Source organism: Pseudochrobactrum kiredjianiae (assembly GCF_030362795.1).
In the GTDB taxonomy this organism is placed as follows: Bacteria; Pseudomonadota; Alphaproteobacteria; order Rhizobiales; family Rhizobiaceae; genus Pseudochrobactrum; species Pseudochrobactrum kiredjianiae.
The window spans coordinates 396,623-411,292 of the sequence record NZ_JAUCBM010000001.1 but is presented as its reverse complement, the minus strand read 5'-3'; the positions used below and the strand labels follow the sequence as shown (position 1 = coordinate 411,292).

Annotated in this window: 10 protein-coding genes; 5 read left to right on the top strand and 5 right to left on the bottom strand. The window is 52.4% G+C overall.

The window, feature by feature from the left end:
- Window positions 1-64 precede the first annotated feature (64 nt).
- Entirely contained in the window at window positions 65-3,007 is a 2,943-nt protein-coding gene (gene polA / locus QUF18_RS01885) for a DNA polymerase I (RefSeq protein ID WP_289384746.1), read from the bottom strand.
- Window positions 3,008-3,508: 501 nt separating this feature from the next.
- On the opposite strand from polA, the gene QUF18_RS01880 reads away from it, so the two are divergent.
- Both QUF18_RS01880 and QUF18_RS01875 read left to right on the top strand, forming a co-directional pair.
- Complete coding sequence (locus QUF18_RS01880; protein ID WP_289384744.1) at window positions 3,509-4,900, top strand: dipeptidase; 1,392 nt, start codon at window positions 3,509-3,511, stop codon at window positions 4,898-4,900.
- Window positions 4,901-4,983: 83 nt separating this feature from the next.
- The gene (locus tag QUF18_RS01875) at window positions 4,984-5,604 is read left to right on the top strand and encodes a ribonuclease D (RefSeq protein WP_289384742.1); all 621 of its coding nucleotides are present in this window, start codon (window positions 4,984-4,986) and stop codon (window positions 5,602-5,604) included.
- Between the two features lie 80 nt (window positions 5,605-5,684).
- On the opposite strand, the gene QUF18_RS01870 is transcribed toward QUF18_RS01875, so the two are convergent.
- Entirely contained in the window at window positions 5,685-6,791 is a 1,107-nt protein-coding gene (locus tag QUF18_RS01870; protein WP_374806443.1) for an acyltransferase family protein, read from the bottom strand.
- A gap of 275 nt (window positions 6,792-7,066) precedes the next feature.
- On the opposite strand from QUF18_RS01870, the gene QUF18_RS01865 reads away from it, so the two are divergent.
- On the top strand, window positions 7,067-9,475 hold the full coding sequence (locus QUF18_RS01865) for a PBP1A family penicillin-binding protein (protein WP_289384740.1): 2,409 nt from the start codon (window positions 7,067-7,069) through the stop codon (window positions 9,473-9,475).
- A gap of 3 nt (window positions 9,476-9,478) precedes the next feature.
- On the opposite strand, the gene QUF18_RS01860 is transcribed toward QUF18_RS01865, so the two are convergent.
- The gene (locus QUF18_RS01860) at window positions 9,479-9,946 is read right to left on the bottom strand and encodes a GNAT family N-acetyltransferase (protein ID WP_289384738.1); all 468 of its coding nucleotides are present in this window, start codon (window positions 9,944-9,946) and stop codon (window positions 9,479-9,481) included.
- On the bottom strand, window positions 9,947-11,440 hold the full coding sequence (gene glpK / locus QUF18_RS01855; RefSeq protein WP_289384736.1) for a glycerol kinase GlpK: 1,494 nt from the start codon (window positions 11,438-11,440) through the stop codon (window positions 9,947-9,949).
- 139 nt (window positions 11,441-11,579) lie between these two features.
- Here glpK and QUF18_RS01850 point away from each other — a divergent pair, with 139 nt between their 5' ends.
- Window positions 11,580-12,326, top strand: coding sequence for an SDR family NAD(P)-dependent oxidoreductase (locus QUF18_RS01850; RefSeq protein WP_289384734.1), 747 nt, complete (start codon window positions 11,580-11,582; stop codon window positions 12,324-12,326).
- 25 nt (window positions 12,327-12,351) lie between these two features.
- Window positions 12,352-13,278: a carbohydrate kinase family protein gene (locus QUF18_RS01845; RefSeq protein WP_289384733.1), complete on the top strand. Its 927-nt coding sequence runs from the start codon at window positions 12,352-12,354 to the stop codon at window positions 13,276-13,278.
- Between the two features lie 41 nt (window positions 13,279-13,319).
- Here the strand turns inward: QUF18_RS01845 and pncB are convergent, their stop codons facing one another.
- Entirely contained in the window at window positions 13,320-14,624 is a 1,305-nt protein-coding gene (gene pncB, locus QUF18_RS01840) for a nicotinate phosphoribosyltransferase (protein WP_289384730.1), read from the bottom strand.
- Between the last annotated feature and the right edge of the window lie 46 nt (window positions 14,625-14,670).

The window sequence follows — 14,670 nt, the reverse complement described above, 5'->3', positions numbered from 1 at the left end:
AATGTTGCAAAACCGGAGTTCTGCAACATGTTCTGGTGCCTCTTAATGCATTAACTGCATAAGATCAATGCGCTTCATCCCAGTTTTGCGCCGCACGTGCATCAACCTGCAACGGCACAGTCATCGAAACAGCCGGCATTGCCGCATTGACCATGATTTCCCGCACAATATCGATTGTGCGATCAACTTGCTGGTCTTCGACTTCAAAGATCAGTTCATCATGCACCTGCAATAGCATTTTTGCATCCAGCTTTGCAGCAACCAGTGCCGGTTCCATGCGGATCATCGCACGGCGGATAATATCTGCTGCCGAGCCCTGAATAGGCGCGTTGATCGCAGCACGCTCGTTAAAAGCGCGCACCTGTGCATTGCTGGCCTTGATATCCGGATAATGAATGCGGCGACCAAAAATCGTTTCAACATAACCGTTTTCACGCGCAGTGGCCTTCGTCGCCTCCATATAATCCTTGATACCGGGGAAGCGCTCAAAATAGGTACGGATATAAGAGCCAGCCTCTTCACGCGGAATAGACAGCTGATTGGCCAGACCAAAGGCAGAAATACCATAGATAATGCCGAAGTTGATCGCCTTGGCACGGCGGCGCACTTCAGACGGCATACCCTCAACCGGCACGCCGAACATTTCAGATGCGGTCATCGCATGAATGTCGATACCGTCATCAAAAGCTGTTTTAAGCTGTGCAATATCCGCCACATGCGCCAAAACACGCAATTCAATCTGGCTGTAATCGGCAGAAACCAGCTTTTTGCCCTGCGGCGCGATAAAGGCCGTGCGGATTTTGCGGCCCTCCGCATTGCGCACCGGAATATTCTGCAGGTTCGGTTCTGACGAAGACAGGCGTCCTGTGGTCGTCACCGCCATGGAATAGGATGTATGCACCCGCTTGGTTTCAGGGTGAATATAGCCGGGCAGGGCATCGGTATAAGTCGATTTGAGCTTGGTGAGCTGGCGCCAGTCAACAATTTTACGCGGCAGCTCATGGCCTTCTGCTGCGAGATCTTCCAGCACCTGCGCCGAGGTCGACCATTGTCCGGTCTTGGTTTTTGAACCACCCGGAAGGCCAAGCTTGCCAAACAAAATATCGCCGAGCTGTTTCGGTGAGGCGATATTCATCTTCTCACCGGCCAGCGTATAAATTTCATCTTCAATGGCCGCAGCAGATTGCGCCAATTCACCGGACAGGCGGGAGAGAATTTGGCGGTCAACACTGATGCCGCGCTCTTCCATCAACGCCAGCACGGTCACAAGCGGACGCTCCATCCGCTCATAAACCGAAGCCATACCATCAGCCGCAAGGCGTGGCTTCAGTACCTGCCACAAACGCAATGTGACATCGGCATCTTCCGCACCATAGGCAATGGCGCGCTCAACCGGCACCATATCGAAGGTTACAGCAGATTTTCCACTACCTGCGACTTCCTTATAGGGAATTGTTGCATGCCCGAGCCAGCGCTCTGCCAGTGCATCCATACCATGTGTACCGGTGCCGGCATCCAGCGCATAGGACAGCAACATCGTGTCGTCAAAACGCGCAACATCGATGCCGAGGCGGTGCATAATCAACCAGTCATATTTCATGTTCTGCGCGATGATGAGAACAGACGGATCTTCCAGCAGGCGTTTCAACTCTGCAAGTGCTGCATTCAGCGGAATTTGTCCTTCGATCAACCCGCCGCCCAGCAAATCACCCTGACCGGACTTATGTGTCAGCGGTACATAACAGGCTTTACCCGGTGCCAGTGCCAGCGAAAAACCGACCAGTTCCGCCTGCATCGGATCAAGCGAAGTGGTTTCCGTGTCAAAAGCCACAAAGCCCTGCTCAATTGCCTGCTCGACCCAGCTCTTCAACACAGCAATATCAGTAATGCCAATATAGGCAGAGCGATCAATCGTTGCGGATGCACCTTGCGCTTTGCGCACTTCGACCAGCGCCTGAGGGCGCATCAATGCATCACTGTTTTCAGAAGTCTCGGCCACAGATGTTTTTTCCGGTGCGGCAGTACCGGCTGCATTTGCACCGCGATCAAGATCAGGGCCACGCGCTTGCGCACCCCATTCTGTTTCAACGGATATTGGTTCAATCTCGGCAGCAACCGTATCCGTTGCTTCAGCCACGCGACGGGTCAGCGAAGTCATTTCCATTGCTTTGAGGAAACCGATCAGCTTAGGGCCGTTTTGTGGCTCCAGGTGCAAACCATCAAGATCGACTTCCAGCGGCACATCTGTCTTCAATGTAACAAGCTGACGGGCAATGCGGGTCTGATCCGCGAAAGCCATAATATTCTCACGGCGTTTATTCTGTTTGATCTCAGAAGCACGCTCTAGCAGGGTGTCCAGATCGCCGAATTCTTCCAGCAATTGCGCTGCCGTTTTCGGTCCGATACCCGGAATACCCGGCACGTTATCGGTTGAATCGCCGGTCAGCGATTGCAGATCAATCATTTTCTCCGGCGGCACGCCCCATTTTTCAATCACTTCAGGGATTGAAATCTGCTTATCCTTCATCCCGTCATACATTGATACTTGCTCTGTCACGAGCTGCATCAGGTCTTTGTCTGATGAGACGATGGTAACAGTCGCACCGGCCTCTTCCGCAAGGCGGGCATAGGTGGCGATAATATCATCCGCTTCATAGCCTTCCTTCTCAATGCAAGGCAGGTTGAAGGCGTGGGTTGCCTGACGGATCAGGCCGAATTGCGGGATCAGATCTTCCGGTGGCGCTGTACGGTTGGCTTTATATTCCGGATAAAGTTCCTTGCGAAACGTCTTCGACGAATAGTCAAAAATCACCGCAAAATGGGTCGGCACAACACCAACATCCGTATTGCGCGCATCTTTCAGGAGCTTCCACAGCATATTGCAGAAACCGGACACCGCACCGACCGGCAAACCGTCTGATTTGCGGGTAAGCGGCGGCAAAGCGTGATAAGCGCGGAAAATATAGCCGGAGCCGTCGACGAGGAAGAGATGATCACCTTTTTTCATGCGAAAAGATGTAAAGCATAAGCTCGAAAAAAGAAATCATGGGGCGGCGAATGCCACTCATTTATCTTTCAGTTTTTCTTTTGCGTAATTGAAAGCTCTATAAGCAATAACTTTTTTGTGAATGCACCGCCGCGTTTCAGCCCTTGTATTGCCACTATTCCTAGCCACATTAGCAGCATCGACAACATTGTCGGTTTCCGTTTTTCGGCACGTCCCCCGCCGGAAAACCGGGGTGGTAGCCTCCCCCCCCTCTGGCTGCCACCAATTATTATAAGCCGTTACGGTTCCCCTCACCGTAACGGCTTTCGTTTTTCCGGATTTAAATAAGCTTTGTCTTTTGTTTTAAAGCATTATCCGCAGTGAAACCGGCTTCGGCCTTTGTCTCGCAAATACGCAACATCTTCCCTGTACAGTCTCCTTCTATATACGCTAAAACCAAACAGAATTCTTAGAACTCATTCATGCTTTGCGAGTCGAAGCTTGTTTTATCATGAGGGCAACATGTCAGCACTTGAACCTGTATTGAAACATCTCGACCAGAACCTCGACAAGAGTGTCGATCATCTGTTTGATCTTCTGCGTATTAAATCCATTTCAACGGATCCGGCTTTCAAGGCCGATTGCCGTCAGGCCGCAGAGTGGCTGGTGGAAGATCTGAAAAGCATTGGTTTTGATGCCAGTGTGCGCGATACACCAGGCCACCCGATGGTTGTTGCCCATCATGAAGGCGCAACAGCCGACGCACCCCATGTCCTGTTCTACGGCCATTATGATGTGCAGCCGGTTGATCCGCTGAACCTCTGGGAAAACGACCCGTTTGACCCTGCCGCTAAAGAAATTGAACCGGGTCGCAAAATCCTGACCGGTCGCGGCACGTCCGACGACAAAGGTCAGCTGATGACATTTGTTGAAGCTGTCCGTGCTTATAAAGCCGTGCATGGCCAATTGCCGGTTAAAGTCACTATTCTTTTTGAAGGCGAAGAAGAATCCGGCTCTCCATCGCTGAAGCCATTCCTCGACAGCCACAAAGAAGAACTCAAAGCAGACGTTGCTCTGGTTTGTGACACCTCGATGTGGAACCGTGATACACCAGCGATCTGTGTTGCTCTGCGTGGTCTGGTGGGTGAGCAGATCACCATTAAAGCCGCCGACCGCGACCTGCATTCCGGTTTCTTCGGTGGTGCGGCTGCAAACCCGCTGCATGTACTGTCGAAAATTCTCGCCGACCTGCATGATGAAACCGGCCGCGTAACTGTGGAAGATTTTTATGAAGGTGTGGAAGAAACGCCTAGCCAGATTTTGAAATCATGGGAAGGCCTTGGCCGTACCCCTGAAAACTTCCTCGGCCCTATCGGTCTCTCCGTGCCATCGGGTGAGCAGGGTCGCAGTGTTCTGGAGCAGACATGGGCGCGCCCGACTGCCGAAGTCAACGGCATGATCGGTGGTTATACCGGCGAAGGTTTCAAGACCGTGATCGCTGCTGAAGCATCCGCCAAAGTTTCTTTCCGCCTCGTACATAAGCAGGATCCGGATAAAATCCGTGCGAATTTCCGCAAATTCGTTGAAGCCCGCCTGCCTGCTGATTGCCGCGTGGAATTCCATCCGCATGGTGGTTCACCGGCCATCCAGCTTTCGTATGACTCACCACTGGTCACACAGGCCAAACAGGCGCTGTCGGACGAATGGCCAAACCCTGCGGTACTGATTGCCATGGGCGGCTCAATTCCAATCGTCGGTGACTTCGACAAATTCCTCGGTATGGATTCCCTGCTGGTCGGCTTCGGCCTTGAAGATGACCGCATCCATTCCCCGAATGAAAAATACGAGCTGTCCTCTTTCCATAAAGGCCAGCGCTCATGGGCTAGAATTTTGGCGGCTCTTGCCGCCAAGTGAGGCTCGCATTCTTGCAACTCTTGCCGCAAGGTGAGGCCAGAATTTCGGCTGCACTTTCAAATAAATAAGATACGGAACTTTCAATGACATCTATCCGCGTTCACAAAAACGATCTGCCTGATCTTGAGAATTATCAGGTTGATTCCGTCGCCATCGATACGGAAACGCTGGGTCTCAATCCTCTGCGTGACCGCCTGTGCGTCGTGCAGATCTCACCGGGTGACGGCACCGCGGATATTATCCAGATCGAGAAAGGGCTGAAAAAAGCCCCTAATCTGGTCAAACTGCTGAAAGACCGTTCGATCACCAAAATCTTCCATTTTGGCCGTTTCGATCTGGCTGTGCTGGCGCATACATTTGGCGTGATGCCGCAGCCGGTTTTCTGCACCAAGATCGCCTCGAAACTCACCCGTACCTATACAGATCGCCATGGTCTGAAAGAAATTTGCTCGGAATTGCTGGACGTTTCAATTTCCAAACAGCAGCAATCATCCGACTGGGCTGCGGAAAACCTGTCTCAGGCGCAGCTTGAATATGCTGCGTCCGATGTTCTCTATCTGCATCGTCTGAAAAAGGTTCTGGAATATCGCTTAGAGCGCGATGGTCGTGAGAAACAGGCTGAAGCCTGCTTCAAATTCCTGCCAAGTCGTGCAGAGCTCGATCTGATGGGCTGGGATGAACAAGACATCTTCGCCCACGCTTAAAAACTTAAAGCCCGCTTAAAAGCGGGCTTTTTTATTATATGCCTTATGCCCGTGCCGGAACTGTACCACTGCGATCATATTCAACGCAGTTTCGAACGGAAAACCGGCTTCCACTTTTCCTGAAACTGCTCGGTCATAGTCCATTGCGGCCGTGTAAACAGAAAGCGTCCGTAACCGGTTTTCTCAATCAGCATGTAGAGGATGACCGGCAAGATAATACCCATCAGCATTGTCAGTAGCGAGATGGTGCCAACATCGGTGATAATGCCTGTCTTGAGTAGCACTGTGCGGGTGGCAGCCATTGGCAGGAAGAATGCCAGATAGACAACAATCGAATGCGCGCCAAGATAGCTCAATACCCGATGCACAATATTGCTCTGGCTTAAATTAGCGAGCAACGATGACATACTGATAATTGCCAAAGCGCCGAGAAACCCGAGAAACAGCGAGACCAGCGGCAATTCGCTATAGCCGCCCAAACCGCCTGCCATCCATGCCTGCCCGCTGAGCAATGATTGCCCGAAGTGCGGCACGGGTGTGAACACCATCTGATATTCCACAAATGCCCAGATCAGAAGGCCGGCGACCGCAGCCAGCCAATGACGTGCAACCCAATCAGCCAGCCGGAAAATCTGCGGTGCCAGCGCATAGCCTGCATAGAAATAGACAAAACGCGAGCAGAACTCGTCGATCATAATCCATCCGGTATGGATCGGCAGGATTTCCAGAATAGCCAGCATCGTGAGAACCAGCGAGCGCGGCACCTCACGCATGAAACGGGTTGCCAGAAAGAAAAACGGCAGCAGATAGATAAACCATAATGTGCCAAACGGCTCGATAAAGGCCATCAGATAGGCCGTAATGACACCGGAAACACCGCCCTCAGCCATGATCCCCGGCGCCTTAAAGACAAACTGGATCGTCAGCCACAGCACATAAAAATACAGGAAATGCACGACTTTACGATCAAGATAGCGCACCCATGGCCGGTCAATCACCGCACTCAGGAACAGGCCGGAAATCAGGAAAAAATCAGGCATGCGGAACGGTTTGGCAAAAGCCACGACATAATGCATCCAGCCGGTCTGACCGGCAGCTTCTTCCACGCCCAATGTTGAATGCATCATCACCACAAAAATGATGCATATACCCTTGGCGATATCGACCCAGTCAATCCGTTGTGTCACGCATATACCTATCTGAAACCGTTCAGCCTGTTTTCTACAATGAAATATCGTGAAATATGAATGTATTTTCATGCGTCAGCTGCATTTAAGTACATTCCTGAATACAAAGCGAAATCTCAAAACCTTGTTAACACCATTATACTGTTAGCAAAACTTTACTGCTCTTTAAACTGCCTCAATTACGATGCAAAGCACAGCAGAGCATTCCGTATGAAATTTATGGCACATTTTCAGAATGCACTCCCTCCCTTTTTTAAGCAGGTACACCAACGCATATGGCTTCCAGAGACTCAAAAGACCGGCGCATAGAACCGTCATTCGGAAAGCCAGAGACACCTGCTACCAATAAAGATGAAATACGTATGGATGAGAGCGATCGTGTGAATGGCGGCACGTCGAAAAAACGTGCGCCGCGCTCTGAACGATCTTCGCGCAAATCAAAAAAATCCAAACAACCCGCAACGGGTTCATTCCGCTGGCTGCGCCGCCTGTTTTATTGGTCGCTGGTGCTGATGCTCTGGGGCGGTATCGCCCTTGCCGGTGTGGTTGTTTATATTGCGGCTAAAATGCCGCCCACCAGTGACTGGGCGATTCCGGATCGCCCGCCGAATGTGAAAATTCTTGATGTGAACGGCAAGCTGATTGCCAATCGCGGCACTACCGGCGGCGAAGAAGTTGGCTTGCGCGAAATGTCGCCCTTTATTCCGCAGGCTGTGATTGCCATTGAAGATCGCCGTTTCTATTCCCATTATGGGGTTGATCCGATTGGTCTCGGGCGTGCGATTTTCACCAATATTTCCAAAGGGCGCGCCACACAGGGCGGCTCTACCATTACGCAGCAGCTTGCCAAGAACCTGTTCCTGTCACCGGACAGAACATTGGAGCGTAAGGTGCAGGAAGTCATGCTCGCTTTGTGGCTGGAGCATACTTACACCAAAGACCAAATTCTTGAGATGTATCTCAACCGCGTTTATCTCGGCTCCGGCGCCTATGGCGTTGATGCTGCCTCACGGCGTTATTTTGAGAAATCCGCCAAGGATGTGAACCTCACCGAAGCGGCCACACTTGCCGGTCTGCTGAAAGCGCCGTCACGTCTCTCCCCCGCCCGTGACCCGAAAGCCGCGAATGACCGTGCCAAACTGGTGCTAGCAGCTATGCGCGATCAGGGCATGATCGGGTTGAAAGAACAGGCTATCGCCGAGAGTGAGCCGCCAACCCGTGCTGCCACCTATTGGTCCGGTTCAGAAAATTACGTGGCCGATGCCGTCGTGTCTGAATTGCCAAAACTGATTGGCGAAACCAAAAGCGATGTAACCATCCACACCACTGTCGATCTGGATTTGCAGAAGGTCGGGGAAGAAGCCATTCGCGATCTGATCGCGCAAAATGGCAAGAAGATGGATGTCAGTCAGGGCGCTTTGGTGTCGATTGACGGTACCGGTGCGGTGCGCGCAATGATCGGCGGCTATGACTATGCCAACAGCCAGTTTGACCGTGCAACGGAGGCGCGCCGTCAGCCCGGCTCAACCTTCAAACCTTTCGTCTATCTGACCGCTCTTGAACAAGGGCGCACACCGGACTCCGTACGGAATGATGCACCGGTGCGGATCGGCAAATGGACGCCGAGCAATTATAACGGCAAATATTTCGGTGAAGTGACATTGGCGACTGCCTTGTCGCACTCGCTCAACTCGATTGCCGCACAGCTGGTGATGGAAGTCGGCCCGCAGGCGGTCGTCGATACTGCGCACCGTTTTGGTATCCAGTCAACGCTCACTGCCAATGCCTCACTGGCGCTCGGCACTTCGGAAGTCACCCTGATGGAACTGACCGATGCTTTTGTGCCGTTTGCCAATGGCGGCTATCGCGCGCCAGTGCATATGATTACCAAAATCACCGATGGTGATGACAAAGTGATCTATGACTATCCGGCAGAACAACAACAACGCATCATTACCGAGCAGGTGCTGGGTATGATGAATGCGATGCTGCGCCGCACAGTTGAAGACGGTACGGCCAAACGCGCCAAATTCGGCAACTGGCCAGCAGCGGGTAAAACCGGCACCAGCCAAAGCTCCCGCGATGCATGGTTTATCGGCTATACTGCCAATCTGACCACCGGCGTCTGGTTCGGTAATGATGACGGCAAGCCGACCAAAAAAATCACCGGTGGCGGCTTGCCGGCAATGGCATGGAAAACCTTCATGACTGCCGCTCATAAAGGCGTACCGGTGGCTGATCTGCCAAGTACTTACGAGATTCAGAATGTTCTACCGGGTGGCAGCGACGAATTGCCGGATGCGTCCGCCAGCATCGGCCAGCAGCCGCCAGCGCTGGACAATAGCAGCTATCCTGCTTTGCCGGAAAATGATGACACTTACTGGCCTCCGGCTCCGGGCACACCGCAGCAGCCCGACAGCGCCAGACTGCCATCGCAGAATAATGGCCAGCCTGTTCAGCCGCCGGTTTCCGTACAGGAAAATCCGGTGCCGGTTCAAGGCAATAGCGGTTATCCGGCACCGCTGCCTGATAATTCCGGTTATCCGGTGCAGGACAATAATGCGCCGCCACCTGTTGCCGGTGATCCCGCCTATGGTGGTCCGCGCCCGCAAGGTGATGTCGGCGGACAGCCAGTGCGCAAAAACACCACGCTGCTGGATGTGATTATGGGCAACGGGGAATAAAGTTTATCCCAACTGCTTGCGCATCGGGAAGGTCGGGCTACCCGACCTTCCCATTTGCGGTTTCCCGTCCGGCAAATAGCCGATTTTTCCATAAAATTTTCTGGCGGTCGCTGTACTGGTCAGGCAGCTCACGCTCTGCCCTTGCTCTTTTAGCCAATTTTCCAGAGTCACCATCAAAGCCTTGCTCACACCGCGATATTGAAAATCCGGCGAGACATAATTGAGCAAAACGCCCTCTGTGGCCGAGACTGCACCAATACCGGCAATCTGCCCTTCAATCACAGCAACCCGATAGGTCTGTCCATCGCGCACTATCCATGCCCGCAGATTATCGGACGTTTTATTGGCTAGCCACGGGTCTAAAATCTGCGGATCGTTATGATGATCCGCAATGCATAGTTCCGTGATAGAGCGTCGTAAAACACTACAAATTTCAGCGGCATCATCCTGTCTTGCAGAGCGTATTTCCATTTACTTGGCTCGTAATGTGCTACGCACCGACTTATGCCAGCCATTGATCTTACGCTTGCGTAATGCCGGTTCCATGGCCGGTTCAAAGCGCTGCTGCTGCTGCCAGTCCTTGGCAAATTCCTCCATATTACCCCACAGACCAGCCTTCATACCCGCAAGCCATGCGGCACCAAGGGCTGTGGTTTCCAGAATGGCTGGGCGATCCACCGGTGCGTTGAGAATGTCCGACAGATTCTGCATCGTCCAGTCAGAAGCAACCATGCCGCCATCAACTCGTAGCACAATATGATCCGTATCGGCTTTCCAATCCTTGTGCATCGCCTCAAGCAGATCATGCGCCTGATAGGCAACGGATTCCAGTGCAGCCTTGGAAATTTCAGCAGGGCCTGAATTGCGCGTCAGACCATAGATCGCGCCACGAGCTTCCGCATCCCAATGGGGGGCGCCCAAACCAACAAAAGCAGGCACCAGATAGACATCCTGCGTCTCATCTGCCTGCAATGCCAGTTCACCGGTTTCAGCAGCCGTTTTGATAATTTTCAACCCGTCACGCAGCCATTGCACCGCAGCACCGGCAACAAAAATTGAGCCTTCAAGCGCATAAGTCACCTCGCCGTTGAGGCGATAGGCAATGGTCGTCAGCAAACGATTGCGCGACAGCACCTTGTCCTTACCGGTATTCAGCAAAGCAAAACAACCGGTACCAAATGTTGCTTTCAACATGCCTTTTTCAAAACAAGCCTGCCCGATTATCGCGGCATGCTGATCACCGGCTACGCCGAGAATTGGAATTTCGGCACCGAAAATACCTGCTTCCGTCACGCCGTAATCATCGGCGCAGTCTTTCACTTCCGGCAACATCGCACGGGGAATATTGAACAGTTTCAGCAGTTCATCATCCCAGTCATTTTCTGCAATATTAAACAGCAGTGTGCGGGAGGCGTTGGTGGCATCGGTCGCGTGAACCTGTCCGCCGGTCAAACGCCAGATCAGAAAACTATCAATTGTGCCAAACAGCAACTCGCCTTTTTCAGCTTTTTTGCGGGCACCGGAAACCTTGTTTAAAATCCATGCCAGTTTGGTCGCAGAAAAATACGGATCAAGCAACAGTCCTGTCTTGCGGCGAATGCGCGGCTCCAGACCTTTTTTCTTGAGCTTCAGGCATTCTTTTTGTGTGCGGCGATCCTGCCAGACAATCGCATTATAGACCGGTTTACCGCTTGCTTTGTCCCACACCACCACGGTTTCACGCTGATTGGTAATCCCGATCGCCGCAACATCGGCCATTCTGGCCTTGGCATTTTCGACAGCCAGCTTGCAGGTGCTGACAACACTCTGCCAGATTTCCTCGGGATCATGTTCAACCCAGCCGGATTTTGGATAATGCTGCGCAAATTCCTGCTGTCCGAGACCGGCAATTTTATGTTTTTCATCGAAACAGATGGCTCTGCTGGAAGTGGTGCCCTGATCAATCGCCAAAATTAGTTTCGACATAAATATCTCCGATTCTCAAAATTTATATTTTTCAAATTATGCGCATAATGATTCAGTGACAAATTTAAACACGCCTTGCAAATTCTAAAATCTATAGTGATAGTGTCCACTTAAAATTTGTGCAAAAGGCTCGATTAAAATGACTGATATGCCTAAAAAAACCATCGTACTGACCGGCGCAAGCCGCGGCATCGGCCATGCGACTGTGAAGCGCTTTTCGCGCGCAGGTTGGCGTGTCATCACCTGCTCACGGCAGGACTTTTCTGATAATTGTCCTTGGCCTGCAGGTCCGGAAGATCATATCAAGGTCGATCTGGCTGATCCGGAAGATATCGGTCGTGCAATTTCAGAAATCCGCCGTCGCCTCGAAGATCATGGCGGCCAGCTGAATGCATTGGTCAACAATGCCGGCATCTCACCAAAAGGCGCAGGCGGAAGCCGCCTGAACTCCATTGAAACGCAAATGGCCACATGGCGCGATGTATTCCAAGTGAACTTCTTTGCGCCGATCATGCTGGCACGCGGATTGTTCAAAGAGCTGGAAGCCGCCCAAGGCTCAGTGGTCAATGTCACCTCCATTGCCGGTAGCCGCGTGCATCCTTTTGCCGGCACAGCCTATGCCACTTCAAAAGCAGCACTTGCAGGTCTCACCCGCGAAATGGCATCCGACTTCGGCCCGCATGGTATCCGTGTCAACGCGATTGCGCCAGGTGAAATTGAAACATCCATCCTATCTCCGGGCACTGAAAAGCTGGTGGAACAATTGCCGCTGCGTCGTCTCGGACAGACTTCGGAAGTGGCAGAGACCATCTATTATCTGTGCACGGATGCCTCGTCCTATGTGACCGGTTCCGAAATCCATATTAATGGCGGTCAACACGTCTAAGACGGGCATGGTGAAGGATACGAGTATGATCCTCTGCTGCGGAGAAGCGCTGATTGATATGCTGCCGCGTGAAACATGCGGCGGCGAGACAGGGTTTGTGCCTCATGCCGGTGGCTCAGTGTTTAACACAGCTATCGCCATTGGCAGATTGGGCGCCAAGGCCGGATTTTTCTCCGGCCTGTCGTCAGATTTTCTTGGCCAAATTCTGCGTGACACGCTGGAGCAATCCCGTGTTGATACGCGATTTTGCGCAATCTCAGATCAGCCGACGACACTTGCTTTTGTGCGACTGAACAATGGTCAGGCGAGCTATAATTTTTATGACGAGAATACCGCCGGTCGTTTGCTCGGTGAAGCTCAACTGCCGGAACTGAGTGATGATGTCCGCGCCCTGATGTTCGGCGGCATCAGCCTCATTCCGGAGCCTTGCGGCAGTACCTATGAAGCGCTGCTGCGGCGGGAAACCCCGCATCGTGTGACAATGATTGACCCGAATATCCGGCCGAACTTTATTCCCGACAAAGCCGCGCATATGGCGCGGATCAAGCGCATGATCGCGCTGGCCGATATTGTCAAAGTGTCGGATGAAGATCTGCTGTGGTTTGAGGAAGGTTCAGATCAGGATGCCATTGCCCGCAGCTGGCTGGAAACCAACGGCAATAAAATCCTCATCATCACCAAGGGGGCAGAAGGGGCTGATGCCTATGCCGCCTGTGGCAAGGTCAGTATTCAAGGTGAGAAAGTCACCGTGTCCGATACAGTTGGTGCCGGTGATACAGTCAATGCCGGTGTGCTGGTCAGCCTTGAGCAACAAGGACTGCTAAACAAACAGGCACTTGTAGCAATCTCGCAAGGACAACTTATCGAAGCTGTTGCTTTTGGTATGAAAGCCGCTGCGATCACCGTGTCGCGTACCGGTGCCAATCCCCCATGGGATTATGAGATAACTTGATATGAAAAAGGCGGCTTTATTAAACAGCCGCCTTTTGTATTTTACACCCGCACTTCTTTGGCAACGCGATCTTCGCCACCGAAAAACGCAATATAGCGTTTCACAGCTTCCGGATCACCGGTTGCTTTTGACGGATTGTCAGACAATTTCACCGCCGGACGACCATTGGCGTCAATCACCTTGCAAACCAGCGAAATTGCATCCAGACCGGACACATGCTGCGGCGCACACCCACTGAAATCATTGGTCAGATTGGTGCCCCAACCGAAGCTCATCCGCACACGGCCTTCAAAATGGCGATAGGTTTCCTCGATTGTATCAACATCCAGCGCATCGGAGAAAATCAGCAGCTTCTCACGCGGGTCTTTGCCTTTGGCCTTCCACCATTCGATAATCCGCTCCCCACCCTCAATCGGCGGCGAACTGTCTGGACGGAAACCTGTCCAGTCAGCAACCCAATCCGGCGCATCGCGCAAGAAAGCAGTGGTGCCGAAAGCATCCGGCAACACGATCAGCAGATTACCGCCATAATAGCGGTTCCAGTCCTGCAACACGCGATAAGGTGCTGAGCGCAGCTCTTCATCCGTATCGGCCATGGCAGCCAGAACCATCGGCAATTCATGGGCATTGGTGCCGAGCGCTTCCAGATCGGTATCCATTGCCAGCAACACATTGCTGGTACCGGTAAAGGCATCGCCGATACCTTCTTTCAGCGCCTCCACGCACCAGCGCTGCCAAAGGAAAGAATGGCGGCGACGGGTGCCGAAATCAGAGATTTTCAAATCAGGCAATTGACGCAGGCGATCAACCTTGCCCCACATTTTAGCCTTAGCGCGGGCATAAAGCACATCCAGTGCGAAGGGGCCGAGTGATTTCATCGCCGCACGGGAACGCAGCTCATTGATAATCGCCAGTGCGGGAATTTCCCACATTGTGGTATGCGTCCATGGCCCGTGAAAATGCAGTTCATACTGCCCGTCACGGCGTGTCAGCTCATATTCCGGCAGTTGGAATGTGCTGAGCCATTGCAGGAATTCCGGCGTGAAAATCTGTTTGCGGCCATAGAAATTATTACCGGCCAGCCAGATCATTTCTTTTTTGGTCATACGCAGGGAGCGGGCATGATCAAGCTGCGCACGCAGCTCGCCTTCATCAATTTCATCCGCCAGCCGCACGGTTTTGGAACGGTTGATCAGCGAGAAAGTGGCATCCACCTGCGGATAAAGCCCCCAGATCATTTGCAGCATCAGCAGCTTATAGAAATCCGTATCCAGCAGACTGCGGACAATCGGATCCAGCTTCCAGGCATGGTTATAAACGCGCTGCGCAATATCTGTTCTGGTCATGCCAGATGTCCTTATCTGATCCGATGAGATTTATTCTCATCCTGAG